Annotated in this window: 20 protein-coding genes; 7 read left to right on the forward strand and 13 right to left on the reverse strand. The window is 69.4% G+C overall.

The window, feature by feature from the left end:
• Positions 1 to 35: 35 nt before the first annotated feature.
• A complete protein-coding gene (locus NEF64_RS03435; protein ID WP_056407104.1) occupies positions 36 to 719 on the reverse strand; it encodes an HPP family protein in 684 nt (227 codons plus the stop codon).
• 113 nt (positions 720 to 832) lie between these two features.
• On the opposite strand from NEF64_RS03435, the gene NEF64_RS03440 reads away from it, so the two are divergent.
• Complete coding sequence (locus NEF64_RS03440) at positions 833 to 1504, forward strand: DUF6445 family protein (RefSeq protein WP_056407106.1); 672 nt, start codon at positions 833 to 835, stop codon at positions 1502 to 1504.
• A 2-nt stretch (positions 1505 to 1506) separates the two neighbouring features.
• Here NEF64_RS03440 and NEF64_RS03445 read toward each other — a convergent pair whose 3' ends face one another.
• Positions 1507 to 2301 carry a ThuA domain-containing protein gene (locus NEF64_RS03445; RefSeq protein WP_056407108.1) on the reverse strand — a complete coding sequence of 265 codons (795 nt, stop codon included), beginning with the start codon at positions 2299 to 2301 and terminating at the stop codon, positions 1507 to 1509.
• Between the two features lie 105 nt (positions 2302 to 2406).
• Here NEF64_RS03445 and NEF64_RS03450 point away from each other — a divergent pair, with 105 nt between their 5' ends.
• The gene (locus NEF64_RS03450; RefSeq protein ID WP_056407110.1) at positions 2407 to 3351 is read left to right on the forward strand and encodes a 3-keto-disaccharide hydrolase; all 945 of its coding nucleotides are present in this window, start codon (positions 2407 to 2409) and stop codon (positions 3349 to 3351) included.
• Here the strand turns inward: NEF64_RS03450 and NEF64_RS03455 are convergent.
• The gene (locus NEF64_RS03455) at positions 3314 to 4321 is read right to left on the reverse strand and encodes an alpha/beta hydrolase (protein ID WP_056407113.1); all 1008 of its coding nucleotides are present in this window, start codon (positions 4319 to 4321) and stop codon (positions 3314 to 3316) included. The genes NEF64_RS03450 and NEF64_RS03455 overlap by 38 nt on opposite strands.
• A gap of 211 nt (positions 4322 to 4532) precedes the next feature.
• Here NEF64_RS03455 and NEF64_RS03460 point away from each other — a divergent pair, with 211 nt between their 5' ends.
• From NEF64_RS03460 to NEF64_RS03470, 3 genes are read left to right on the forward strand one after another with little or no spacing between them, the layout of a single operon-like run.
• Positions 4533 to 5822: a cytochrome c gene (locus NEF64_RS03460; RefSeq protein ID WP_082446914.1), complete on the forward strand. Its 1290-nt coding sequence runs from the start codon at positions 4533 to 4535 to the stop codon at positions 5820 to 5822.
• Positions 5819 to 6310 carry a (2Fe-2S)-binding protein gene (locus NEF64_RS03465; protein WP_056407115.1) on the forward strand — a complete coding sequence of 164 codons (492 nt, stop codon included), beginning with the start codon at positions 5819 to 5821 and terminating at the stop codon, positions 6308 to 6310. The genes NEF64_RS03460 and NEF64_RS03465 overlap by 4 nt, the downstream gene beginning before the upstream one ends.
• A complete protein-coding gene (locus NEF64_RS03470) occupies positions 6307 to 8529 on the forward strand; it encodes a molybdopterin cofactor-binding domain-containing protein (protein ID WP_056407117.1) in 2223 nt (740 codons plus the stop codon). Before NEF64_RS03465 ends, NEF64_RS03470 begins: the two co-directional genes overlap by 4 nt.
• A gap of 38 nt (positions 8530 to 8567) precedes the next feature.
• Here NEF64_RS03470 and NEF64_RS03475 read toward each other — a convergent pair whose 3' ends face one another.
• From NEF64_RS03475 to NEF64_RS03510, 8 genes are all read right to left on the reverse strand, one after another.
• On the reverse strand, positions 8568 to 8933 hold the full coding sequence (locus tag NEF64_RS03475; protein WP_056407119.1) for a DUF4440 domain-containing protein: 366 nt from the start codon (positions 8931 to 8933) through the stop codon (positions 8568 to 8570).
• 150 nt (positions 8934 to 9083) lie between these two features.
• Positions 9084 to 11954: a TonB-dependent receptor domain-containing protein gene (locus NEF64_RS03480; protein ID WP_276576759.1), complete on the reverse strand. Its 2871-nt coding sequence runs from the start codon at positions 11952 to 11954 to the stop codon at positions 9084 to 9086.
• A 152-nt stretch (positions 11955 to 12106) separates the two neighbouring features.
• Positions 12107 to 12427, reverse strand: coding sequence for an HNH endonuclease (locus tag NEF64_RS03485; RefSeq protein ID WP_056407120.1), 321 nt, complete (start codon positions 12425 to 12427; stop codon positions 12107 to 12109).
• A 32-nt stretch (positions 12428 to 12459) separates the two neighbouring features.
• On the reverse strand, positions 12460 to 12957 hold the full coding sequence (locus tag NEF64_RS03490) for a metallophosphoesterase family protein (protein WP_056407122.1): 498 nt from the start codon (positions 12955 to 12957) through the stop codon (positions 12460 to 12462).
• The gene (locus NEF64_RS03495) at positions 12954 to 13466 is read right to left on the reverse strand and encodes a peptide-methionine (S)-S-oxide reductase (RefSeq protein ID WP_056407125.1); all 513 of its coding nucleotides are present in this window, start codon (positions 13464 to 13466) and stop codon (positions 12954 to 12956) included. The genes NEF64_RS03490 and NEF64_RS03495 overlap by 4 nt, the downstream gene beginning before the upstream one ends.
• Positions 13463 to 14266, reverse strand: a complete 804-nt coding sequence (locus NEF64_RS03500; protein ID WP_056407126.1) for an SDR family NAD(P)-dependent oxidoreductase — start codon at positions 14264 to 14266, stop codon at positions 13463 to 13465. Before NEF64_RS03500 ends, NEF64_RS03495 begins: the two co-directional genes overlap by 4 nt.
• A 10-nt stretch (positions 14267 to 14276) precedes the next feature.
• Positions 14277 to 15815, reverse strand: a complete 1539-nt coding sequence (locus NEF64_RS03505; protein WP_056407482.1) for a GMC family oxidoreductase — start codon at positions 15813 to 15815, stop codon at positions 14277 to 14279.
• Positions 15812 to 17155, reverse strand: a complete 1344-nt coding sequence (locus NEF64_RS03510; protein ID WP_056407128.1) for an alpha/beta hydrolase — start codon at positions 17153 to 17155, stop codon at positions 15812 to 15814. The genes NEF64_RS03505 and NEF64_RS03510 overlap by 4 nt, the downstream gene beginning before the upstream one ends.
• 187 nt (positions 17156 to 17342) lie before the next feature.
• Here NEF64_RS03510 and NEF64_RS03515 point away from each other — a divergent pair, with 187 nt between their 5' ends.
• Together NEF64_RS03515 and NEF64_RS03520 are read left to right on the forward strand one after the other, a co-directional pair.
• Positions 17343 to 18107 carry a hypothetical protein gene (locus tag NEF64_RS03515; protein ID WP_082446915.1) on the forward strand — a complete coding sequence of 255 codons (765 nt, stop codon included), beginning with the start codon at positions 17343 to 17345 and terminating at the stop codon, positions 18105 to 18107.
• Positions 18108 to 18144: 37 nt separating this feature from the next.
• A complete protein-coding gene (locus tag NEF64_RS03520) occupies positions 18145 to 19158 on the forward strand; it encodes an alpha/beta fold hydrolase (protein WP_082446916.1) in 1014 nt (337 codons plus the stop codon).
• A 9-nt stretch (positions 19159 to 19167) separates the two neighbouring features.
• Here the strand turns inward: NEF64_RS03520 and NEF64_RS03525 are convergent, their stop codons facing one another.
• Positions 19168 to 20127 carry an alpha/beta hydrolase gene (locus NEF64_RS03525; protein WP_056407130.1) on the reverse strand — a complete coding sequence of 320 codons (960 nt, stop codon included), beginning with the start codon at positions 20125 to 20127 and terminating at the stop codon, positions 19168 to 19170.
• 49 nt (positions 20128 to 20176) lie between these two features.
• Positions 20177 to 20365 (reverse strand): hypothetical protein, encoded by a 189-nt coding sequence (locus NEF64_RS03530; RefSeq protein WP_156360372.1) that lies wholly within the window; start codon positions 20363 to 20365, stop codon positions 20177 to 20179.
• Positions 20366 to 20955: the final 590 nt, after the last annotated feature.

Raw genomic sequence — 20955 nt, forward strand, 5'->3', positions numbered from 1 at the left:
TGCCGGACTGGCGCGCCGGGAGACCCGGTTCGCGCTCAGCCGCGCTGGCGGCGTTGCGCGTGGCGTTCGGCCCTGGCGAGCAGCGCGTGGAGATCGTCGCGGGCGATGTCGAAGCTTTCGTGCATATCCTCGAGCGCGGCGTCGATGTCGTCGGGGTGAAATCCCGCGGCGCGGCGGTCGGCCGCGATCGCGGCGGGGGGCAGCGCGCTGTGATGCGGATAGGGGTGCCGCGTCACGCGGTAGAAGAGGACGGCGACCAGCACGAGCACGACCGAATTGAGCGCGACGGGGACGAGCGCGAAGGCGTAGCCCGCCGCATGGATGCCGGGTCCGCCGATCACCGCGGTCAGCGCCGCGGCGCCGCCGGGCGGGTGCAGGCAGCGGAGCAGCGACATCGCCAGGATCGCAGCCCCGACCGCCACGCCCGCGGCCAGGCTGGCGTCGGGGATGAGCTGAAACGCGGCGACGCCGATCGCGGCGGACAGCGTGTTGCCGCCGATCACCGGCCAGGGCTGTGCCAGCGGGCTCGACCGGACCGCAAAGACGAGCACCGCCGACGCCCCCAGCGGCGCGACGATCTGGGGAACGTCGCCGGCGGGGAGCAGCGCGACGCAGACGAGCATCGTCAGCGCGATGCCGATACAGGCACCGACGCCCCCGAGCAGACGGTCGGCGGGAAAGGCCTTCGCCCAGAAGGCTTTGGCATGGGGCAGGGGCATGAGCGATCGTCCGTGTGACTGAGCGTGCCGCCCCTACGCTGCGCCCGTGCATTTCGCTATGTCGCGCGTCACCGGGATCGCTAGAGGACGGTGAAGATGGATGATGACGAGGCATGATGCTGGGGGATGTGACCAGGCGGCGTATCGGCCGGGAGGCGGAGCCGCTGGTGATCATCGACGGCTTTGCCGAGGATCCGGACGGATTGCGCAAGGCCGCGGCGGACGCGGCGTTCGGATCCGCGGGCGAGCATTATCCCGGTCTCCGCGCGGCGCTGCCCGAACATTATCTTACCGACCAGCTTCCGCGGATCGCCCGCGCGCTGGGCCGCGATTTCGGACCGTGCCGCCGCATCCATGTCGTCGATGCGCAATTCTCGATCGTCACGGTGACGCCCGACGCGCTCGAGATCCGGCAAAGGCTGCCGCATGTCGATGCCTATGCGCGCGACCGGATCGCGCTGATCCATTATCTGTCGCCGACGAACCGCGACGGGACCGCCTTCTTCCGTCATCGCGCCACCGGGTTCGAGACGGTCGACGAGACGCGCGCGCCCGCCTTTTTCGAACGGCTCGGCCGCGAGGTCGCGGCGATGCCGCCGCACGGCTATATCGCCGACGATACCGCGTTGTTCGAGCGGACCGCGCTGGTCGATGCCGCCTATAACCGGGCGCTGCTGTACCGCAGCTATGTGCTGCACAGCGGCGCGATCGCGGGCGATGCGGTGTTGTCGGCGGATCCGGCGGCGGGGCGGCTGACGGTCACCGCGTTCCTCGCGATCGAATGACGCTATTGCCGGCCCGCCCAGCGGATCGCGTTGACGAGAACGCGTCGATAGGTCGGGTCGTCATAGGCCTCTGGTAAATGGCCGAGCGCCGAATAGACCACGCGGCCTTTGGTGCGCGGGTTGGTCCAGATGACGGGGTGCGTCCCCATTGCGAGCTTGGCGCCCGGACGGTAGCTCGCCTCGTCGAGCGTCGCGAGCACGGTCATGCCGCGGGCGGCCGGATTGGCGTTGAACGAATACCATTCGTCGACCGCGGTCCAGGGCAGGCGCACCCCCGCCATGACCGGATGGTCGGCGCGATCGACGACGAGCCGCGCGCGCTGGAACTGATCCTCGCCGCCCGGATGGCCGATGAACTTCGTGCCGATCACCGTGTCGCTGTACCAGGCGTCGGTATGGCTGTCGTCGCCCGCAGCATGCAGCGCGACGACGCCGCCGCCGCGCGCGACGAAGCGGGCGAAGGCCGCGCGCTGGTCTGGCGTCAGGAAGCCGCCGCTGGCGCTGTTGAGCACGACGACGGAAAAGTGGCGCAACTGTTCGTCGTTGAAGACCGCCGCATTCTCGGTCGCGTAGCTCGTGCGACCCATTCCCTGCACGATGTCGGCGAGCACGCGGTTCGAATGCGGGATATGTTCGATATGCCGCCAGCCATTGGTCTTCGACACGATCAGCACCGCGTGATCGAGGCCCTTGGGCAGCACGGGGGCGACGGTGTCGGTCGTGGCCTTCGGCAGATGCGGATCGGGCGCGGCCTGCGCCGTGGTGAGCAGGGCGGCCAGCGCCAACATCTTGAGCATCGTGCAATCTCCCGCCCGGTCCTAGCGCGTGGGACCATCGGAGTTCAACTGGTAGCGATAACGCGCTATGCTGGGTCATAAATATGACGGGGGAGTTGAGAGCGAATGTCTGGAAGATCCAAGCGCGCGCTGGTCGCGCTGATGCTGGTGTCCGCGCCTGCGACCGCGCAGACGTCTCAGGACCGTGCGCGGGCGATTGCGGGGGAGCCCGTCGCGGGACCGCAGCGGCTCAGGCTGACCGACGTTCCCGTGGCGACGGGGAAGTCGACCGCGCTGTTCGACGGGCGCAGCCTCAAGGGCTGGACCGCGTGGCTCGGCTATGCCGACCCGTCGATCACCTATCAGGCAAGGCCGGGCACGCCGCCGATCGGCACGAGCCGGGATACCAAGGGCGATTTCGCGGTGCGCAGCGTCGACGGGGCGCCGGCGATCTGGGTGAAGGGCGAAACCTGGGGCAGCCTGGTCCACCAGGCCGACCTTCGCGACTATCACCTGCGGCTGCAGTTCAAATGGGGTGCCAAAACCTGGGCACCGCGGGCGACGCAGCCGCGCAACAACGGCCTGCTCTATCATACGCATGGCGCGCCGGGCGAGGTGTTCGGCACGTGGCGGCCCTCGGTCGAGTTCGAGATCATGACCGGATCGACCGGGATGATCGTCGCGGTCGGCAGCAAGCTGCGCGGCCGTACCGGGGTGACGTTCGACCCGTCGCTGGTCGAACCGCATCTCCGCTTCCGTGCCGGGGGACGCGAGATCGACATCGTCAACGGCACGCCGACCTGGAATGTCGAGGCGGCGGCCGATGCCGAACGGCCGGTCGGCGCGTGGAACACGCTCGACCTCTATGTCGTCGGCGACCGCGCGGTGCATGTCGTCAACGGCGTCCCGGTCGGCGAGGTGCATGATCTGGCGACGATCGGCCCCGACGGCCGGCAGCCGCTGACGCATGGCCGGATCCAGCTGCAATCCGAAGGCGCCGAGACCTGGTTCCGCGCGATCACGGTCGAGCCGATCACGACCCTGCCGAAGATCGTCGTCTCGGGGGAGTAGGGGGCGGGGCGTCCGCGGCGGCGGGCTGGTCGCGCCAGATCCAGCGGAGCATGTCGGGCAGGATCGCGCCGCCGTCCGCGTCCGAATGGCCACCGTGCGTCCAGGCCGTCCTGACGTCGTAGCGCGGGCCCGGGCGGTGCTCCGCATCGGCCTGCGCATTGGCCCAGGCGAGGCTCTTTGCCATCTGCTGGTTGGCGAGAAACCAGTTGCCATGTTCGTTGTCGAGATCGGCGGCCCCGTCCTGCAGGACGATGCGCAACGGGCGGATCGGGCTCTTGCGGATGAGCCCGGGATAGAGGTCGCCGCCAAGCGTGCGCGGTGCGCCGTCCGGGCCGAGCGTGAGGCCGATCGACGTATAGCTGCCGATGAAGCTGATCACGTTGCCGAACGCTTCCGGATGCCGCCACGCGATCGTCCAGGAGGCGATCGCGCCGCTCGACGTGCCGCCGATCGCGCGGCGCTTCGGATCGTTGGCGAACCGCCAGCGTGCCGCGACCGCGGGGAGCAGTTCGTTCAATGTCATCCAGCCATAATCGTCGGACAGCGCGTCATATTCCTCCACCCGGTGATCCGGATTGGCCATGCCGAGCGTGTCGGGATAGTGCGCCGCGCGGTGACCGGGGGTCACGAAGATGCCGAGCGTCGGCGGAATCGCGTGCTGCAGGATCAGCGTGTCGAGGACCGCGGGCACCCTGAGCGACCCTGCCGGATTAGTCGCGCGCTGTCCGTCCTGGAACAGCAGCAGATTGGGCGGGCGGCGTGGATCATAGCCTGGCGGGACATAGACCCAGTAGCGCCGCACCGTGCCTGCAAAGCGCCGCGACCGGAGCTCGAACGGGCCGGCCAGCGTTCCCCGCAGCGTTGGTGCCAAGGCCGGTGGGGGCGCAGTCTGCGCGGGGGGCTGCGCAGCTGCCGCCGACACGGTCAACACGGCGCCCAGCAGGGCCGCCGCCGTCAGGATCTCGCGCATCTCCGCCCCCCTCATAGTGTCGGGTCAGCCTAGCACAGCGCAGGCGCGGTGCGAATCGACGCGGCGGGGCGGGATTATCTCCCTGTGCGGGGAGATTGTCGGCATCCGGATCGTTCAATCCCCGTCCGATCGGCCCGTGCGTCCGATGTCACACGGGGGAGACGAGACGATGCGTATGACGGCGTTCGGCGACGCAAGGGGCTAGGCGAGGATGAGCCGGCCCGGGATCAGGCGCATCGTCGTCATCGCCGCGGCGCTGCTGGGTCTATGCGGGATCGCGTTTGCCGCAATCGCATACCGGCCCGCCATCGCCCGCGTGACGCGCCCGGATCCCCGGCAGTTCGATCCCGCGCTGGTCGCGCGCGGTGCGAATCTGGCGCGACTGGGCAATTGCGTCAGCTGCCATCAGGCGGCGGGCGGGCGTCCCTATGCGGGCGGCTATCCGATCAAGACGCCGTTCGGGACGATCTACGGCAGCAACATCACGCCCGATGCCGCGACCGGGATCGGATCATGGTCGCCCGCCGCGTTTCGCCGGGCGATGCGCGAGGGCGTCGGGCGCGACGGCAGCCATCTCTATCCGGCCTTTCCCTATACGCATTATGCGGGCGTGGCGGACGGCGATGTGGACGCGCTCTACGCATTCCTGATGACCCGGCCGGCGGTGCGCGCGGTGCCGCCCGCGAACCGGATGATCCCGCCGCTCGGCTTCCGGCCGCTGCTGGCGGGATGGAAGCTGCTGTTCTTCCATCCGCAGCCGGTCGTCGCCGATCCGCGCCAGTCGGCCGCGTGGAACCGGGGGCGCTATATCGGCGAGACGCTGGCGCATTGTACTGCCTGTCACAGTCCGCGCGGGCTGTTGCAGCAGGAGAAGCGCGGCGACCAGGCCTATGATGGCGGCTGGTCGGGCGGCTGGTATGCGCCGCCGATCAACGCGCACTCGCCCGCGGTCCGTGCCTGGACCGTCGAGCGGCTCGACGCCTATTTCCGGACCGGGCTCAGCACCGCGCATGCCGCAGCGGCGGGGCCGATGGGGCCGGTCACCTATAATCTCGCGCGTGCGGCGCCGGCCGATGTCCGCGCGCTCGCGACCTATTATGCGTGGCAGATGCGCGCTGCGCCTGCCGCGCGGGCCGAGCCGCGGCTGCCCGATCGTCGCGCGCTTGCGAGGCAGCGGCATCCCGAGGGCGCGCGGCTGTATGCGGGGGCGTGCGCGGTCTGCCACGAGCCGGGGGCGGCGATGATGGTCGCCGGGCGTCCCGCGCTGCCGCTCGGCACGCCGCTGCACGAGGCGAACCCGCGCGACACGATCCAGGTCATTCTTAAGGGCCTGAAACCGCCGGTCGCGCCGCGCGGGCCGTATATGCCCGCCTTTGCCGATGCGCTGGACGACCAGCAGGTGGCGGAGGTCGTGGCTTATCTGCAGGCCCGGCACGGGACGGGGCCGGCCTGGCCGGACCTCGAGAAAGACGTCGCTGCGGCGCGCAAGGAGGGTGAATGATCGACCTGACCGTCAACGGGGCGACCGCGCGCGTCGATGTCGATCCCGCCACCCCGCTGCTCTATGTGCTGCGCGACGACCTGAGGCTGCATGCGGCCAAGTTCGGGTGCGGGCTGGGGCAATGCGGGGCGTGCACCGTGCTGGTCGACGACCGGCCGGTCTTTGCCTGCCTGCTGCCCGTCGGTGCGGTCGGTACGCGCACGGTCACGACGGTCGAGGGGCTGGGCAGCGCCGCGGCGCCGGGCGACGTCCAGCGCGCGTTCCTGCACGAGCAGGCGGCGCAGTGCGGCTATTGCATCCCCGGGATGATCGCGCGCGCCGAGGGCCTGTTGCGCAAGACGGTCACGCCGACCGAAACCGAGCTGCGCAGCGCGATGGCGCCGTCGCTCTGCCGGTGCGGGACGCATATGCGGATCCTGCGCGCGGTGCGGCGCGCGGCGGTGATGCGCGGCGGCGGGGTGGTCGAGCCTGCGGAGCCGGTGACGTGAGCGGACAGGCGTCGCGGCGCGACATACTCGGCGGGCTGCTGGTCGCCTTCGCGCTCGCGCCGGCCGCCGCGCTGGCGCAGACCGGTGGCGGCGAGGGCAGTGGCGGACCGCCGACGGTCGCGCCCGATTTGCCGGGGACGCTCGCCAAATTCCCCGATCTCGACGCGTGGATCCGCATCGGTCCCGATGGCCGGGTCACGGTGTTCACGGGCAAGGTCGAGCTCGGCACCGGCGTGAAGACCGCGATGGCGCAGCTGGCCGCCGACGAGCTCGACGTCGCGATCGGGCGGGTCGACCTGATCACCGCGGATACCGCGCTGACCCCGAACGAGGGCGTGACCGCGGGCAGCCAGACGCTCGAGCAGAGCGGGACCGCGATCGCCAATGCCGCCGCCTGTGTCCGGCTGCTGCTCGCCGAGACCGCGGCGGCGCGCTGGGGCGTGGCGGCGACGACGCTGTTCACGCGCGACGGCGTCGTGCTGGACGGGCAGGGGCGGCGTGCGACCTATGCCGAGCTCGCCGCGTCGACGTCGCTGGCGGTGCGTGCGCGCGCCGACGTGCCGCGCAAGCCTGTGGCGGCGCGGCGGCTGATCGGGCGACCGGTGCCGCGCGTCGACCTGCCCGCCAAGCTGAACGGGCTGCCGAGCTATGTGCAGGACATGCGGCTGCCGGACATGGTGCATGCGCGCGTCCTGCGCGGGCCGTCGTCGGGGACGCGGCTGACGCCCGATCTTGCCGCGCTGCGACGGCAGCCGGGCGTCGCGCGGGTCGTTGAGGTCGGGCGGTTCGCGGCGATCGTCGGTCCGCGTGAATGGCCGCTCGAACAGGCGCTGCGCGTCGCCAATCAGGGTGCATGGACGCGCGACGCGGCTGTGCCCGCGCTGCCGCCGATGCCCGCGGGACTGCTGGAGATGCGGCGCGAGAGCAGTGTGATCGACACGCGGCGCGACGCATCCGCGGCGCTTGGCGTGCGGCGGCTGTCCGCGCGGTACGACCGGCCGTATCTGATGCACGGTGCGATCGGGCCGTCCTGCGCGGTGGCGCTGATGGCCAAGGGACAATTGACGGTGTGGACGCACAGCCAGGGCGTCGAGCCGCTGCGCACCGCGATCGCCGAGCTGGTCGCGATGCCCGCCGACCGCGTCCGCTGCGTCCACCGCGAGGGGGCGGGCTGTTACGGGCATAATGGGGCGGACGACGTCGCGGGCGATGCGGCGCTGGTCGCATGTGCGATGCCCGGCGTTCCGGTCCGGCTGCAATGGAGCCGCGAGCAGGAGCATGGCTGGGAACCGCTCGGCCCGGCGATGCTCGCGCAGATCGACGCGACGCTCGATGCGTCGGGGCGGATCGTCGACTGGCGGCATCAGGTGTGGAGCAATACGCACAGCACGCGGCCCGTCGCGGCGGGCGACCTGCTTGCGGGCGTGGAGGTGGTGTCGCCGTTCGCGCCGACGCCGCCCAAGCCGATCCCGCAGCCCAATGGCGGCGGCGATCGCAACGCCATCCCGCTCTATCGCTTCGCCAACCAGAGCATTGTCAGCCATTTCCTGCCCGACATGCCGGTGCGCGTGTCGGCGCTGCGCGGGCTGGGCGCGCATCTGAACATCTTCGCGCTCGAAAGCGCGATGGACGAGCTGGCGGCGGCGGCGGGGCGCGACCCGGTCGCGTTTCGGCTCGCGCATCTCGACGATCCGCGCGCCGCAGACGTGATCCGGCGCGCGGCGGCGCGGTTCGGGTGGAGCCGCTACCGGCCTCGGCCCAATCGCGGGCGGGGCTTCGCCTTTGCGCGGTACAAGAATCACGGCGCCTATTGCGCGGTCGCGCTCGATGTCGAGCGGATCCCCGACGAGGGGCGGCTGATCGTCCACCGTGCGGTCGTCGCGGTCGACAGCGGCGAGGCGGTCAATCCCGACGGCATCCGCAATCAGGTCGAGGGCGGGGTGCTCCAGTCGCTGAGCTGGACCGCCTACGAGGCGGCGGGGCACGACGGTGCGCGCCGGACCGATTATGACTGGAGCGGCTATCCGATCCTGCGGTTCGCAGACGTGCCGCGCAGCGTCATCGTCGAGGTCATCGACCGGCCGGGTACGCCGTTTCTGGGCACGGGCGAGTGCGCGCAAGGGCCCACCGCCGCCGCGCTCGCCAATGCGCTGGCGGCGGCGACGGGGGTCAGGACCAGGAGCATGCCGCTGGCGGGGGGGCTGGCGACGCGCTCCTGATCACCGGCGGTCACGGGGCGACCGCCGTATCGGTCGGGTCAGGCGCCGCCGGCAACCGGGGCGAGCGTCTGCTGGTGCTGGACCACGCGCCATTCCTCATGCTCGAGCCGGCGCATCGTGGTGGTGCAATAGGCGGTATAGCCGGTTGCGCCTTCGCGGCTCGCCTCGGCCTTGTAGGCGATCGCGATCAGGCCTTCCTGCGGGCGCATAATCTGCTGTTCGCTGAACCGGACCTCCGACCAGCGCGGCGTGTCGGCGACCGCCTTGATCGCCTGCGCCCCGGTCATCACGAAGGGCTGCTCGGGAAGCACCATCACGCATTCGTCGTCGATCAGCGTGTGATACTGGTCCGCGTCGCCCGTCCACAGGCTTTCTTCAAATGCCCAGACCCTGGTGTCGTCCATTGCTCGTCTCCTTCTGTCGGGGTCGAGCGCGGGGACGGCCTACTTCGTTCCTCACAATCGGTGAGACGAGGGTCTTTTGGCGATCGGAGCATCCTATGTTTCCGACGCCTGTGTGGCTGCCGACCGACGCGCCGGTCGGCAGCCCTCGTCCTACAGCCCGTAGGAGAGCCGCAGATAGCCGAACCGGCCCGGGATGTCATAGGTCGTCGGGTCGAAGTTGTTCAAGCTGCAGCTGAAGCAGGCGGGGGGATCCTTGTCGAAGACGTTGTTCACGCCGAAGGTCAGCGCGAGCTTCGAATCGAGCCAGGCCGGCCGGAACTGGAGCTGGACGTCGCCGTAGAGGCGGCTCTTCAGGGCGTTCTCCGCAGCGATCTCGTCGACATTGTCGATATAGCGTCCGGTGACGCTCGCGGTGACCGGTCCCACCGACCAGTCGATCGTGCCCAGTCCCTTGAAGTGCGGATAGGTCTGATCGGGCGAGCCGCGTTCGGTGCCGACATAGTCGGTCGTGACGAAGCCGTCGGTCGCGGGCGTCCGCTCGCTGTACTTGAGCAGATAGTTGCCCGAGACGTAGAGGCCGAAGCGCCCGGCGCCGGTCTCGCCCGAGCGGACCGTCAGCGTCGCGTCGATGCCCTTGGTGCGGATGCCGCCGGTGTTGAGCAGCAGGCCGTTGATCGCGGTCACGATGCCGCTGGGGGCACGCCGGACCGCCGCGCAGCTGAGCGCGTCGCCGGTCTGGGCGCAGCGGCTGAGCAGCACCTGGGCCGGGATCGACGCGATCGAGTCGTCGACCTTGATGTCGTAGTAGTTGACCTCGAGGCTGAGCGCCGAGAGCGTGCCGCCGCGGGCCCAGCTGGGGCTGTAGACGCCGCCGAACAGCAGCGTCCGGGCGGTTTCAGGGCGCAGCTCGCTGTTGCCGCCGGTGAGCACCGGCAACTGGCCCGAGGGTTCGGCATAGCTGCCATTGCCGGGCACGCCGTTGGCGACGCAGTTCGCGCGAACGGTCGGGTTGGACTGGAACAGCCCGCCCGCGGCGCTGGTGCAGGGATCGTCGATCGAGGCGTCGAACCGCGACTGCGCGCCGAATAGTTCGCCGATCGACGGTGCGCGCAGCGATTCGGCATATTGGCCGCGCAGCAGCAGGTCGCTGACGGGCTTCCACAGCGCGCCGCCGCTGAGCGTCGTATTGCCCCCGAAGGTCGAATAGTTCGAGTGGCGGACCGCGCCGTTCAGCTCGAGCGAGGCGATGCCGGGAATGTCGCGCAGCAGCGGCAGGCGAATTTCGCCATAGACCTCGTCGACGTTGAACTTGCCGCTCGCCGCCTGTGCCGGGATGTCCGCGCCGAGACCCGCCTGGATGATCGGGTCGGGCGTGAAGCTGCCGAACTGATAGCGATGCTCATAGCCGATCGCGATGCCGACCGGCCCGCCGGGCAGGTCGAACAGCTCGCCGGAGACGTTGGCGGTATAGTCGTTCAGCTTCTGGCGGCTGCGGTCGCGTTCGTCGAAGCCGATATAGCCGAGCATCGCCGGGGTGATCGAACCGACCCCGCCGAAGAAGTTGAACGGCACGCATTCGCCGGTGCACTGGCTGATCGGGCCGATCGCGCGGGCGAGGCGTGCGGCGTTGATGTTGCCGGTGAACAGCTGCTTGGCATCGTTATAGCCGATGACCGCGCTCGCATCCCAATACCAGTTGTGCCCGAACATCTGGAACTTGCCGTCCAGCGTGCCGGTCAGCGACATGGTGTCGACCTGCTGGCTGTAGGTGCGCTGCCCCGCCTCGACGAGGCGACGGAAGATCCCGGTGTAGTTCTGCCCGGGGACGAGCGTCACGCCGAACGGGTTGAACGGGTTGGTCGCATCGACCGAGAGCGTGTCGAGCATGTTGCCGTTGCCGACGTCGGGACCGATGCCGAGCGGGAGGAACGCCGCCTGATTCTGCGAATTACGGCGGTTATAGACCGCCTTCACGCGCAGGTTGAGCGCCTCGGAAAACTCGGCGCGCGTGTTGACGAAGCCGCCGAACCGCTCGACGGGGGTCAGGAAATAGTTGAGCGGGGCGAAGTTGAACCGATCGGCGGCGGTGAACGCCTTGAAGTCGCCGGTCGCGAGCGTCGGGTCATAGACCGGCCGACCGCTGGCGACGGGGCCGCGCAGCGTGATGTTCTGGCCGTTCACCAGGAACCGGCCGAAGGGCGTGAAGCTGGAGCAGCCGCCGATGGGTTCGGCGCAGCTCGTCTGCCCCGGATTGGGGAATTGCGAGATGTCGCGATCGGCGGCGCTGACCGATTCCTGCTTGGTGTAATAGCCGCCCGCGACGACGTGCACGCCCTGGCTGCCAAAGCCGTAGCTCAGCTGGTAATCCTGCGTCTTGCCGTCATTGTCGCCGAGATACTGGCCATATTGCGCCGATCCCTTGAACCCCTTCTGGTTCTGTTTGGTGATGATGTTGACGACGCCGGCGATCGCGTCGGACCCGTATTGCGTCGAGGCGCCCGATTGCAGCACCTCGATCCGTTCGATCATCGAGGACGGGATCGAGTTGAGATCGACCGTCGCCGGGATGCCGCTGGCCGACGCGCCGTTGACGAAGCGCAGGCCGTCGACGAGCACGAGCGTCCGCTTGGGGCCGAGATAGCGCAGGTCGAGCACCGCGGAGCCGGCGCCGACGCCGCCGCCATCGGGCGGGTTGCCGAAATTGCCCGAGCTGTTGAACTTCGAATTGAGGCCGCCCGACGAGGCGGGCAGGCGTTGCAGGATGTCCGCGACGGACGACAGACCGGTGCGCGCGATCGCGTTCTCATCCACGGTGATGACGGGCGATGGCTGATCGAGCGGGTCGCGGCGGATGCGCGATCCGGTGACGATGATGTCTTCGGTGGGGGCCTCGGTCGCCGCGGGGGCGGTGGGCGTCTGGGGGTCGGTCGCCAGTTGCGCCGCGGCGCCATTGGCCGCGATCAGCAGGCCCGCGCCCATCGCCATCCGCGACGAGCGCATCATCCATTTCGTCCAACGCATTTCTGTCCCCCTTGTGACACCCCGTTTTACGGCGGTGCACCATGGTTACGACGAAAATGGTTTTTATGACCATATGTTGCCGGTCCGTTACGATCGGCAGCGTTATATTGCGAAACGGGTGTTGCTTGTAGGTTACACCATCGGGTGTCCGTTCAGGGGGTGCTGCGCTTGCGCGTGGGGGCGCGGAAGTCGGGGGGCTTGTCGACGATCCAGCGCAGGTAGCGGCCGATATCTTCGCGCGCGCGGAGCTGGTCCATCGTCGCGTAGCTGGTGGCGAGGTCGCGGTTTGCGACGAAGGCGTGGATGGTGCGGTGGCAGATCGGATGGACCGGCACGGTCTGCGTACCGCCCTCGCTCTTGGGGACGACGTGATGGCGCTCGACGCGGTGGCCGAGCGGGCGGCCGCAGAGCGCGCAGGGCGGGTCGTCCGATGCCTGCGCGGTCCGCGCCGCTGCCTCGGCCAGTCCGGCCATCCGTTTCACGCGCCCGCCCATCCCCCTTGCACCTATCGCCGGGGCGCGAGCAGGCTGTCGAGCCGGACAGGCGCATAGTCGTGACCCTCGACATCGACGCCGACGTCGAACTGGCGGAGCATCGGCTTCAACCGGCCATGGCTGTGCCCGTGGAGATTGAGCGCGCCGCGGTGCTGGCCGTTCCAGCTGCGGAACGGGTAATGGCACAGGACGAGCCGCCGGTCGTCGAGCGTGATCTCCACATAGTCGGCGACGCTGGCCCAGCCCGGTGCCGCCAGCGTCGCATCGGGATCATTGTTGCCGCGCAGCAGGTGCTTGGTCCCGTGCAGCCGCGCGAGCAGCCCGGCCACGTCCGCGGGGCGACGCGCGACGTCGCCAAGGTGCCACACCACGTCCTGCGGCCCGACGACCGCGTTCCACCGCTCGATCAGCGCGGCGTCCATCGCGGCGGTGTCGGCGAACGGCCGGCGCGCGATGTTGATCGTGCGGTGGTCGCCGAAATGCGTGTCGGCGGTGAAGAACACGCTCACGCGCGCGGCTCCGCGGGCAGGGCGACGGCGGCGAAATGGGTGCGGATATAGTCGAGTTTGGGATCGATGTAGCGGCGGCAGAAGGGCCGGTCGGGATCGGTCCGGTAGTAATTCTGGAAGCGCGCGTCCGAGGGCCGGAAGCCGGTGCACGGCAGGACCAGCGTGCGGGCCGGCTCAGCGCTCTCGGCTACGAACCGGGCGATCGCGGCTTCGGCGTCGGGGCGCTGGTCGTCCTCGAACACATAGATGGCGCTGCGGTAGCGTCCGGCGGGGGAATAGCCGGATTTCGCCGAATGCGTGCGAAGATGGACCTCGGCCAGTGTCGCGAGGGTGATGACGGCGGGATCGAACGTCACGATCACACCCTCCGCCCAGGCGTCCGACGGCGCCTCGGACTGGAGGAAGCCCTGCTCGACCGTCTGCACGCCGAGGAGCGCCTGAAAGACGCCCTCGGTGCACCAGTGGCACCCGCCGCCGAACCCGATCCGGTGCACGCGCTGTTCCGTCATCCGGCGATCGTGAACACCGAGCCGGAATCGACGCGGATGCCCGCGCCGTTGATGAAGCTCGCGCGCTCCGAGCAGAGGAAGGCGACGGCGGCGGCGACCTCCTCGGCCTTGCCACGGCGCTTGAGCACCATGCCCGGGCGTTCCTCCTCGAGGAAGCTGTCGATCGCCGCGTCGAAGCTCTCGCCGCGTTCCTCGGCGCGCTTGCGCATCATCTTATCGGTCATCGGCGTCGCGATGAACGCGGGCGAGACGGTGTTCACGAGGACATTGTCGCCGCCATAGGCCTTGGACAGCCCTTTCGCGAGCGCGAGGATCCCCGCCTTCGACGCGCAATAGGCGAGTTCGTCGACATAGGGCTGCACCGCGTCTTCGGAGGCGAACAGCACGATCCGGCCCCAGCCGCCCTTGCGCATCGCCGGAATCGCCTCGCGACACATGCGCACCGCGCCCATGAGGTTGATGTCGAGCGTCTGCTCCCAGCCCGCATCGTCGACATCGAGAAAGTCGCCGGTCGCGCCCGTCACGCCCGCGGCGTTGACATAGATGTCCGGATCGCCGAGCCGCTCGCGCACCTCCGCCCAGATCGCGCGGACATCGTCGAGGTTGGTGACGTCGCCGGTCACCGCGACCACCTCGCCGAGCGGCGACAGTTCGGCGAGCGCCGCGTCGAGCGTGCCGCCCGGCTGGTCGGTGATCGCGACGCGCACGCCGGCCTCGAGGAGCAGTCGCGCGGTTTCCTTGCCCATGCCGGAATCCGCGCCGCTGATCAGCGCGATGCGCCCCTTGATACCCAGATTCATGTGAAACTCCTCAATCGTCGGATGCGAGAAAACGGTCGGCGGTGCGCAGCGACAGCGCCATGATCGTCAGCGCGGGATTGGCCGCCAATGCGCTGGGAAAGATGGAATTGTCGCAGATCCGCAGGTTCGCAATGTCGAAGCTGCGGCCGTCGGAATCAACCACTGCGGTGTCGCCGTCATGCCCCATGCGGCAGGTGCCGATCGTATGCGCCGAGCGATCGACCGCGAAGATGTCCTGCGCCCCCGCCGCCGCCCAGATGTCGCTGAGCGTGCGCCGCGCGTGGCGATCGATCGCCTGTTCGTTGGCATGATAGCTGAAGTCGATCCGCGCCTTGCGGTGGCCAAAGGCGTCGACCTCGTCGGCGAGCGTCAGCCGGTTGTCGGCATGCGGCAGGCATTCGCCGTTGATCCCGATCCCGGCCATCCGGTTATAGCCGCGCAGGAGCGTCTGCAGCCGTTCGCCCCACAGGCCGGCACCGCGGGCGAGCCCGGTGGCGAGGTTGACGGGGAGCACGCCGAGGCTCTGGATCAGATAGCCGCCCGCGCAGCCGGCATCGCCGGGTCGCATCATGTCCTCGCTGATCAGCGAGGAGGGATAGCCGCGGTTCATCCGCATCTCGGCGTCGAACCGGCCCCAGATCTGGGTCGCGACATGCGCCATGAAGTTGCGCCCGACCTGACCGCTCGAATTGGCGATGCCGAGGTTGAGCAGCAGACGCGGCGTCTCGATTCCGCCCGCGCACAGGAAGACCGCGGCGCAAAGCTGGCGATGCTCCTGCCCGTTCTGGCTGTACACGACCGCGCTGATCCGGCCGCGGCCGTCATAGTCGAACGCGATCACGCGGGCGCCGGCGCGGATCTCGGCCCCATGCGCCACTGCGAGGGGCAGATAGGTCGTGTCCATGCTCGTCTTGGCGGCGTTGCGGCAGCCCTGATGACAGGCGCCGCAATTGACGCAGGCCTGGCGCTGTCCCCAGTGCGGCTGGTCGCGATCGCGCGAGACCAAGGCGGCGGGGGCGTCGGTCGCGGTGATGCCGAGCGCCGCGCAGCCGCGCGCCATGGCGTCGGCGGCGGCGTTGCGCGCGACCGGGGGATAGGCGTAGCGGCGGGTGGCGTCCCACGGATAGTCGGCCGGGCCCGAGACGCCGGTGAACGCCTCGACCTCCGCGATGTACCGGGTCAGCTCGTCAGGATCGATCGGCCAGTCGGCGCCTTCGCCGGTCAGCGTCCTGAGCTGCAGGTCGCGGGGATCGGGACGCGGGCAAAAGGCGCCCCAGTGCAGCGTCGAGCCGCCGACGCCCATCCCCGAATTGTTCGACCCGAACGCGGTCGGCGTCGATCCGCCGCTCAGCCGTTCTTCCATCCAGTAGATGTCGGCCGCGACCTCGTCGGCGACATGCTCGTCGGGGCGGAAGGCGCGGCCCGCCTCGAGCGCGACGACCGACAGGCCCGCCTGTGCGAGCCGGGCCGTGAGCGGCGCACCGCCCGCGCCGGTGCCGATCACGACCGCATCGACGACGTCATTCGCGCCATGCTGCCTCGTCGTCACGCCCCGCGCTCCTGCGACGGGCGCTGCCACGCTTCGGGATCGTCGGCGCCGGTGCGGGTATAGCCCTGCTTGCGGGGGCCATCGCCGCCGATCGCAAAGCCGTCATAGCCGATCGCCGCCATCGTCGCGGGCTGCGCCATCCAGATGCGCACCGTCTCGGCGCGGACATCCTCGAACCAGAGCCGCATCTGCACGGGCGACAGGCGGGTCGCGTCCTCCTCGATGCCGACCGTGCCGCCGGCGATGCGATCGAGCCAGCCGTCCTGGTCCGGATCGGCCAGCGCGACGAAACCGCCGGTTGCCGTATCGAGCGTCGCGAGCCCGCGCGACCATGCCGCACGGTCGTCCGGCAGTTCGGCGAAGCGCCAGCCGTCGCCGACACCCTGCGCGACCGAGTCGAGGATGCGACCCGCCAGCGCACGGTCGGCGCCGCAATCGGGGAGGATCCGGGCCACCAGTGCCGCGACGGTCGCATGGTCGGCCTCGTCCCATAACGCGGTACCGACGGGCATCGGGTAGATCCGGTCGAGCATCGCGGCGCGCGTTCCGCTGCTGACGCGATCGGAGTCGAGCAGCCGGGCGAAATCTTCGGGCAGCGCAGCCGTCGTCGCCAGTGCCGCATGCTCGCGGATCAGCGCGGCGAGCGCGCGGGGTTGTTCATAGGGGATGAGGTGCGCGGCACCCTGGACGACGCGCATCCGGGCATTGGCATAATGCGGCAGGTTGAGCCGGCGTTGCGCATCCTCGCCGAGATCGCCGTCTTCGGTTCCGGCAATGATCAGCGCGGGGAGCGCGAGCTGCCCGACCGCGGCGCCCCAGTCCTCGCGGCTGCCGCGTTCGAGCCAGCCAAGCCAGGCCTCTCGGTTCGATCGCCGCACGTCGTCGATGGCCTGGTCGCGGAGGGCCTCCGGGAGCCTCTCGGCGCTGTTGGCATCGACGAAGGTTTCCGCATTTTCACGCGACGCCGGGCCATCGGCGAACCACCCGATCATCTCCGCCCGGCGTTTTTCGTCCATCGGTTCGGGTGAGGGAGGCGAGGCGGCGACGAGCACGACGCCGAGAATGTTCGCGAGACCCGGTTCGCCCGCGGCGGCGCGCGCGGCGACGAGCGTGGCGATCTTGCCGCCCATGCTGTGCCCGACGAGCACGCAGGCGGTGAGGTCGCGGGCGCGGATCTCCTGCGCCAGCCAGTCGGTCATCGTCCCGACATCGGCATGCCCCGTATCGGCCGCGTCGCCGAACCCCGGCAGATCGAGCGCGACGCAGTCATGATCGGACAGGTGATCGGCGACCTGCTGCCATTCGCGCGCGCTGGCGCCAAGAGCGTGTAAAAACAACAAGGTGGGTGGGGTCATGGGGCCTCGCGAAACTGACCCCTACCGGACGATGCAGGCGCGGAACCGTTCCATCGCACCGGCCGTCGTAATTGACATAGATCAATTTGACGTCGATCTGCGATCACTTTGGGTGCGTCTGTCGCACCGCGCGGGTCTGGACCGGGCGCGCAAAGACCGGCATCCTCGCGCGATGGACGACAATAGCGGTCAGCGCGCCCCGATGATCGACCGTGCCCGCAGCGTCGCGGCAGGGTTCGCCGATGTCGGGCTCACCCAGGCCGAAGAGCTGCTCCGGCGGCTGTCTCCCGAGGGCCGCGAGCAGGCGCGGCGCGAGCGCGAGGCGAGGGCGCGTCGGCAGAAGCGGCTGATGGTCCGGCTGGTCCTCGCGGCGATCGTTTCGCTGCTCGGCGGCGCGGTGTTCGCCGCGGTCCTGCCGGCGATGCTGGCGCTTGCCGTCGCAGCGGCGCTGATGCTGCTGCTGGTGATCATGATCGTCGCGCAGGCCGATCCGCGCGCACCGGGACGCGAGGCGCTGGTGGAGGCCGGGCTGGCCGGGCTCGCCGAGCAGGCGGGGATCTGGCTCGCCGCACAACGCCGCATGATGCCGCTGCCCGCGCTGCGGCTCGCCGATGCCCTGGGCAGCCGGTTCGAGGCGCTGGCGCCGCGCCTCGCCCGGCTCGATCCGCGTAGCCCGGCCGCGGCGTCGATCCGCAAGCTGGTCGCGGTCGAGCTGCCCGCGCTGGTCGACAGCTGGCGGATGGTCGGCATTTCAGCGCGGCGCGAAATGCAGGCGGATGGCCGGACGCCCGACGATCACCTGATCAACGGACTGCGGCTGATCGATGCCGAGCTCGCGCGCGCCGGCGAATGCCTCGGGCGGACCAGCCTCGACGAGATCGCGATCCAGGGGCGGTATCTCGAACTCAAATATGACGGGGAGGGTCCGGGCTTGTAGGACGGGACACCTCGTGGCGGCCGGTCGTTAGAGGCGGATGATCCGTTTGAAAATCCCCGCCGCGATCGCCGCCGTCGCTGCCTTCACCGCCTCCGCCACGCCGGGCCTTGCCCAGACCGTGCCGCTCGGCGCCAATCTCGAGCGCTTTGCCTATCCCGCGTCGCTGCGCTGGTATGACGGATCGTCGCAGGGGGAGGCGGTGCGGATGGCGTATCTCGACCTCGCACCGACCGCGCGCGCGAACGGCACGACGGTCGTGCTGCTGCACGGCAAGAATTTCTGTGCCGCGACCTGGGACGAGACCGCGCGCGGGCTGGCGGGTGCAGGCTACCGGGTGATCGCGCCCGATCAGGTCGGCTTCTGCAAATCGTCCAAGCCCAAGGGCTATCAATACAGCTTCAACGCGATGGCCGAACTGACCTGCGGGCTGCTCGACCGGGCCGGGGCGGGCAAGGTCATCCTGGTCGGCCATTCGACCGGCGGGATCCTCGCGACCCGGTTCGCGCTGCTCCACCCCGAGCGCGTGTCGCGGCTCGTGCTCGTCAATCCGCTCGGGCTGAACGACACGCTGGCGCAGGGCGTGCCCTATACCGATCTCGGCGCGCTGCGCACCGAGGAGGCGAAAACCGATGCCGCGTCGATCAAGGCGTATCAGCTGCGCAACTATTATCACGGGGAATGGCGCCCGGCCTATGATCGCTGGGTGGCGATGCTGGCGGGGCAATATGCCGGTCCCGACGGCGATGTGGTGCGCGATGCGCAGGCGCGGCTGTCGGACATGATCCAGACCCAGCCGGTCGCGGCCGAACTGCCGCGGCTGGCGATGCCCGTGCGGCTGATCATCGGCGACCGTGATCTGACCGCGTTCCGGGCGAACCGCGCCGCACCCGACCGGCGGGCACAGGTGCAGACCGTGCCGCAGGCGGCGGTGACCGCGGCACGACGCATCCCCGACGCGCGGCTGATCCGCCTCGAGGGGCTGGGTCATGCACCGCAGGTCGAGGCGCCGGCGCGGTTCCTGCAGACGCTGGAGGCGGCGATCGCGTCGTGAGGGGCGCGGTTACTGCGCGGGCTTGATCCAGCCGTGCATTGCCATCCAGCGCGCGAATTCGTCGAACCAGCCGGTGCTCGTGGTGGTCTTCGGATACATGCCGAAGCCGTGGCCGCCCTGTTCGAACAGGTGGAACTCGACCGGGCGTTTGGCGGTGCGCCAGCTGTCGATCAGGCCATAGCCGGCATTGCCGAACAGCGGATCGTCCGCCGCCAGCGCGACGAACATCGGCGGTGCGTCGGCGGGCACCGTCATCGCGGCGAGCGGGCCGTAGATGTTGCCGATGAATGCGGGCTTCGCGTCCTGACCTGCCAGTGTCGTCGCCATCGTCAGCATCGCGCCCGCGGAAAAGCCGACCATGCCGATGCGGGCCGGATCGACGTGCCATTCGCCCGCCCGCTTACGGACGAGTGCGAAGGCCGCGCGCGCATCGGCGATCTGCGGCGCGAGGCCCGCCATCATCGCCGCGGGGTCCCGGCGTGGCGGGGATGCGCCAGCGGGGGCACCCGCGGGGGCGGGACGTGCGAAGGTTTCGAGATCCGCCGGCGTCTGATTCAGCCGGTATTTGAGCACGAACGCGGCGACGCCCCGCGCGGCAAGCGCGCGCGCCACGTCCCAGCCCTCATTCTCCATCGACAGCGTGCGGAATCCACCGCCCGGCGCGACGATCACCGCGGTGCCGTTGGCCTTGGCGGGATCGGGCAGGACGGGGGTCAGCGTCGCGACCGTGACGTTGCGCGCGAACACGCTGCCATATTGGCTGTGCCAGGCTTCGGAAGCGGTCGCCCCGGGGAGTTTCCCGGTGCCGAGGTCGATTGCGCCGGGCTGCGCGGGAATGGCGATCGACGCCATGGTGTCGGAGGACTGCGCCAGCGCGGGCGGGGCGACTGCGATCGTCAGGCCGACCAGCCATGCAAGACGATGTCTTGCCCCTCGAACGACTTCGTTGCCGCGACATCCGATGCGCATATCCGCTCTCCCGTTTTCGACTGTTTTCGGGATGATATCGATAGCGCTATCACTGCACAATGGTGGCCGGACGCTTTTTCCTTGCGATCGGCGGTTGTGAGGAAGGTGAAAGGCGGGTGCGATAAATCACCGCTGCAATGCGCACAGACTTTGCTGCGGTGCGGCAATGTCGAAGGGCGTACAGGCTCAGAATTTTGACGAACATCCTTGTGAGCGATGGCGGGCGTTGCTGGCTCATCTGCCGCATCCGGCCGTCGGGTGAGTCTCGCTGGTTCGGCTGTACTTGCGTAGAGCGTCGGCCGCGATCGTCGCTTCTGTAGAGGCAGTGCGGACCGTGCGGCTCGCGGCGCGGCGAACCGTGTCTCCGTGCGGCGTGGGGCGCTGTGTCGGTTTGGGACAAGCCATTGCCCCTTTTGTAAGAATCTGAGCATGGGTCGGACGACGCGACGACAGCAGTGGGGCCGCAGGATGCCGGATTTCGCAAGAGACTGTTTGAAAGCCAGAAATGACGGCCGTATCGCCGCGAGCGATCCGGTCGCCCATCTCGCGCCTTGCCCCTATGACGAGATTCGCGATCCAGTGCTGCGCGCGATGTGGCAGGATGGGTTTGTTGTCACGCGTCTATATGGGTCAGAATCTTAACTCAGATTACCCGGCCGTGACGGCGACCGTGACGGCGGGAATCCGCGATGGCGATGCCGGAATAGTATCCGCAGCCGTGCGACGGCGCCCGGAGGTGCGCAACCTCTCTGGCCGGTTAAGCAGCGTTTTAAGCAGGTTGCGGCCGGAGGCAGGCCATTTATCGTCACGGGACATCGTGAAGAGGAA

Origin of the sequence: Sphingomonas aerolata, assembly GCF_023935825.1 — a bacterium.
Taxonomy (GTDB): Bacteria; Pseudomonadota; Alphaproteobacteria; order Sphingomonadales; family Sphingomonadaceae; genus Sphingomonas; species Sphingomonas aerolata.

Bases quoted from the DNA above. Each gene is read 5' to 3' on its own strand.
- NEF64_RS03435 (WP_056407104.1), bottom strand. From the start codon at position 719: ATGCCCCTGCCCCATGCCAAAGCCTTCTGGGCGAAGGCCTTTCCCGCC.
- NEF64_RS03440 (WP_056407106.1), top strand. From the start codon at position 833: ATGATGCTGGGGGATGTGACCAGGCGGCGTATCGGCCGGGAGGCGGAG.
- NEF64_RS03445 (WP_056407108.1), bottom strand. From the start codon at position 2,301: ATGCTCAAGATGTTGGCGCTGGCCGCCCTGCTCACCACGGCGCAGGCC.
- NEF64_RS03450 (WP_056407110.1), top strand. From the start codon at position 2,407: ATGTCTGGAAGATCCAAGCGCGCGCTGGTCGCGCTGATGCTGGTGTCC.
- NEF64_RS03455 (WP_056407113.1), bottom strand. From the start codon at position 4,321: ATGCGCGAGATCCTGACGGCGGCGGCCCTGCTGGGCGCCGTGTTGACC.
- NEF64_RS03460 (WP_082446914.1), top strand. From the start codon at position 4,533: ATGAGCCGGCCCGGGATCAGGCGCATCGTCGTCATCGCCGCGGCGCTG.
- NEF64_RS03465 (WP_056407115.1), top strand. From the start codon at position 5,819: ATGATCGACCTGACCGTCAACGGGGCGACCGCGCGCGTCGATGTCGAT.
- NEF64_RS03475 (WP_056407119.1), bottom strand. From the start codon at position 8,933: ATGGACGACACCAGGGTCTGGGCATTTGAAGAAAGCCTGTGGACGGGC.
- NEF64_RS03480 (WP_276576759.1), bottom strand. From the start codon at position 11,954: ATGCGTTGGACGAAATGGATGATGCGCTCGTCGCGGATGGCGATGGGC.
- NEF64_RS03485 (WP_056407120.1), bottom strand. From the start codon at position 12,427: ATGGCCGGACTGGCCGAGGCAGCGGCGCGGACCGCGCAGGCATCGGAC.
- NEF64_RS03495 (WP_056407125.1), bottom strand. From the start codon at position 13,466: ATGACGGAACAGCGCGTGCACCGGATCGGGTTCGGCGGCGGGTGCCAC.
- NEF64_RS03500 (WP_056407126.1), bottom strand. From the start codon at position 14,266: ATGAATCTGGGTATCAAGGGGCGCATCGCGCTGATCAGCGGCGCGGAT.
- NEF64_RS03515 (WP_082446915.1), top strand. From the start codon at position 17,343: ATGGACGACAATAGCGGTCAGCGCGCCCCGATGATCGACCGTGCCCGC.
- NEF64_RS03520 (WP_082446916.1), top strand. From the start codon at position 18,145: ATGATCCGTTTGAAAATCCCCGCCGCGATCGCCGCCGTCGCTGCCTTC.
- NEF64_RS03525 (WP_056407130.1), bottom strand. From the start codon at position 20,127: ATGCGCATCGGATGTCGCGGCAACGAAGTCGTTCGAGGGGCAAGACAT.
- NEF64_RS03530 (WP_156360372.1), bottom strand. From the start codon at position 20,365: ATGAGCCAGCAACGCCCGCCATCGCTCACAAGGATGTTCGTCAAAATT.